This is a genomic window from Acinetobacter sp. YH12251 (assembly GCF_013417465.1).
GTDB lineage: Bacteria > Pseudomonadota > Gammaproteobacteria > Pseudomonadales > Moraxellaceae > Acinetobacter > Acinetobacter amyesii.
In genome coordinates, this window is the sequence record NZ_VPDZ01000043.1 from 1 (window position 1) to 3,673 (window position 3,673).

Here is a 3,673-nt window from a genome sequence, read left to right on the forward strand (position 1 = left end):
TAAGTGTCACTGGTGCAACGTAGCGATAGTCGAAAGGCTAAACCGCTACAGGGGAATCTCACAAAAGCGGAGCGTTGAGAGTAGTTGTATAGGTCGGTTAAGTTGCATGTTGGAGCAATCCTCGCAGAGATACCGCCATACTTCGACAGGGAGCGCGTGGGAGAAGGTGCAAGACCTTTAGTCCTTGTCTGCATAGTTTGCAAAGCTATGTGCGGATACGACCGATATACGTGGCTCCGAAGCCAAAAGAATATGCGGTAAATCGGCAATACTTAAAGGATGCGTCATTTTTTTAAATGACCGCCTTTAGGGAGAGTATTGCCGAAACTCTCTCAACCGTTCACCAAAGCCAAAGCACGAAGTGCGACGCTTTGGGGGCGAGTTGAGAAGTTGAGTGCATTTGCTTTTACGGCTTTTGAACTAAATCTGATATGTAGGGCAGAGCTGTTTTCTGTTTTTCTAATTCTGCTTAGGCTAATTTATATGTTTAGAGGTTAATAATGATTGATATTAATGAACACTTTGAAACGTCAACAATGAGTGATGTTGCATATCACGCTTTGAAAACATTTGCAGAAAATGATTTAGATATTTCTTACTTAAATGAAGTAAATCAAGAACTTGAAAACTTAAAAAACTGGTTACTTCAACTGCATTATCTCTATACAAAAATGTCAACTGATAACTTTTTTAAACTTGCTCAAAAACTTAACTATGATGCAAAAGCGTTAGAGCAGTCTTTTAGAGTTATTTGTAGAAAATAATAATGATGCCAAATTCCAATAACCTCGCTTGCCCCCAGGGCAAGCGAAAGGATATTGAAATTCGTCATCTACGTTTATCATTTTCGATTTCATTAGACATGTTTCTTATTTTCTCGATTATCTCAGAGTGATTGTTTTTAATCACTTTTCTTACATTAGCTGCTTTATCTTCATTATCATTCGTTACGTCTGACAAGTAGTTACAAACAATAAAATCTTCAAGTAAATGTTGTAAAATCGCTTCTTCTGTATCTTCTGAACTAAATAAGTAATTGTCTTTTAAAAACTGACTATATTTAAGAACAACACCACCTAAGAAGTATTTACGACGTTCATTTTCTTTTCTACGTTTTTGTCCTTCAGTCTGTTCTTTTCTTACTTTTTGAATACGTTCATTTCTAACTTTATGATCAATTCGTTTGATTTCACTATGAGTAATTTTTTCAAGTCGAATATATGTGTTGAGTACTTTGTGACAATTGAAGAAATCATCACGTTTACATAAGTCGTAACTCAAAATTTCTTTTTCAAGATCGGTTAATTGTTGAGTTGTCTTTGTCTTAAATCTGATTATTTCGAGAGTTTCTATACGTTTTTTATGTACTTTCATTTCACGTAAATTCGACTTGATCAGTTTTATTTCATCGTCAGAAAAATCAGTTTTGTTAGAAATCTGATTAAATCGTTCTTGTTGTTTACTCAAAAAAAGAAGTGAATCAATAAAATTATTCAGTTCAACTAAGTCTGTATCTGTTACATCAATTTTAGGTCTTCCACGATTTCCCATACAAAATCCAAAATCCAAAATCCAAAATAATTACTCTTATCAATCATACATTGTCATGATACAAAAATTAAATTAAATTACGTGAGTAATTTATTTAATGTTTTGCTCGTTTCCGTGTTTCTAATTCGATATGATCACTACGCAATCATATCAATTAGAAACACTACTACTTCGCCCTGCGGGGCAAAAGCAAAAGCGGGGGAGCAGGGCACTATGTATCACGCTAGTTATGAACATTGCTCTAAAGGCTTGGTGAAATATAAAGACAGCTCCGGCACAACAAAAACGAAGCGAGCACCGTCATGTGTAAATCGGTTTAGATACATCACTCGAACCGCTCAATATGCAAATCGCAATGACCATGAGAATGAAGTAGTCGAGTACGTGAAGTCTGGCAATATGCCAAGTTTCTGCACCGACAGACCTGATCAATTTTGGGAAGCTGCCGAACTACATGAGCGTAAAAATGGACGTACAGCAACAAGCCTTGTGCTTGCACTGCCGAAGGAACTTAGTGTTGAACAGCGTATTGAGTTAGTTGAACAGATCGTTCAGCAATTCACCGAAGAATATAATTTCCCATATACCGTTGCCATCCACAACCATCCGAGTGAAATCACAGGTGAAGATCAGCCCCATCTGCATTTGATGTATTCCGAGCGGTCAGTCGATGAACACGATAGAACCGCAGATCAGTTCTTTAAACGCTATAACGATAAAGACCCAGCGAAGGGCGGAGCACAAAAAATCACGGCTGATGTTCGTGGCGAAGGCAAAGACTTAGTTAATTTAATTAGAGCTAGTAGTGAAGTATTGATTAATGAATCGCTTGAGCAACATGCACCGACCAAAATTATGAAAATTAAAGGCATCGAAGTCGAAGTGCCAAATATCGTGTCGTGTCTAAGTCATGCTGACTACAATAAAAAATTTGGCACAGAATTAAAGCCAGTTCCGCAGATACCGAAATCGCTCTTGCATTTAGACCCGAATCTGACATTCGATGATGATGAAAAGAATCGAGAGTATCAGCAGAAACTCGCTGAACGTGAAGCCCTGATTCAAAAAGTTCAAGAGATCCGCGACTACAACAATATGGAGCTATATGGTCACTATTACTATGCAGCTTTGCAGAAGCAGAATGAAGCTAAGAAGCAACAACAGCAAGACATTGAGCGTGTTTCTGCGTCAGATTTAGCATACAGATTAGACTTAATAACTTATCAAGCGACTGCTGATAAAGTTAAACAAATCAGACAGCTTTCAGCACTGCAAGACGACCGAAGCATTAACTATATCGAAGCAATTGAACATAAAGCATCATTACTGAATGACGTTTTAATAAAAGAAAATCGCAAAGAAGTGTCAGCACTTGTATGTGAGATATATAAGCACGACTTAGACACGATTCGAGAACATTCAAGCAGTGAATCTATGTCTTACGATGAAAAACGTATTTCAGAGCGTCTAAATGAGCGTATTTCAACGATTGAGCATATTTTAGATAGAAGTACACGCACAGAGCAAAAAGTCGAAAATACGCAAAAATACGACGATTCAGACAATACATTTAGACCTTAAAAAAATCGAGCGAAGCGAGTTAAAAAAACGTGCAAAAATTTCAGCGTGAAACGCTGAAACATGGCATAAGTCAATAAGTTCTTGAGTTATTTGAAATTTAAAATGAAAAAGCCCCGAAATACTATTGCATTTCAGGGCTTTCTCGTTGTAATTTGTCGGTACACAGTTATTTGATGCTGAAACATCATCTAACGAAGATCATAAGGTTTGGCGACCGTTATGATTTCACACTAAGGCTTTGTACCTGTAGCTATTATTCAATTATAACAGTTAAAAGACAAGTCTAAATCTGAAAAACTTCGTTATTTCATGCTCTTAAAGTTCATCAAATAAGCAACAAATTATTTTGTTTCTAGCTTTGCCCGCTTCTGTGTGTTCGTTTTACGGATTGGCATGCGTTGCATGTGGAGGGAATAAGTGTCACTGGTGCAACGTAGCGATAGTCGAAAGGCTAAACCGCTACAGGGGAATCTCACAAAAGCGGAGCGTTGAGAGTAGTTGTATAGGTCGGTTAAGTTGCATGTTGGAGCAATCCTCGCAG

3 protein-coding genes are annotated in these 3,673 nt (G+C 37.4%); 2 read left to right on the top strand and 1 reads right to left on the bottom strand.

Annotated features, from left to right (window positions below; translation table 11 throughout):
• Positions 1–500: 500 nt before the first annotated feature.
• On the top strand, positions 501–764 hold the full coding sequence (locus FTV27_RS16850; protein ID WP_180079330.1) for a hypothetical protein: 264 nt from the start codon (positions 501–503) through the stop codon (positions 762–764).
• A 64-nt stretch (positions 765–828) separates the two neighbouring features.
• On the opposite strand, the gene FTV27_RS16855 is transcribed toward FTV27_RS16850, so the two are convergent.
• On the bottom strand, positions 829–1,551 hold the full coding sequence (locus FTV27_RS16855) for a hypothetical protein (protein WP_180079331.1): 723 nt from the start codon (positions 1,549–1,551) through the stop codon (positions 829–831).
• A 213-nt stretch (positions 1,552–1,764) separates the two neighbouring features.
• Between FTV27_RS16855 and FTV27_RS16860 the strand changes: the two genes are divergently transcribed.
• Positions 1,765–3,132 (top strand): MobA/MobL family protein, encoded by a 1,368-nt coding sequence (locus FTV27_RS16860; protein WP_180079332.1) that lies wholly within the window; start codon positions 1,765–1,767, stop codon positions 3,130–3,132.
• The last annotated feature ends 541 nt before the right edge of the window (positions 3,133–3,673 follow it).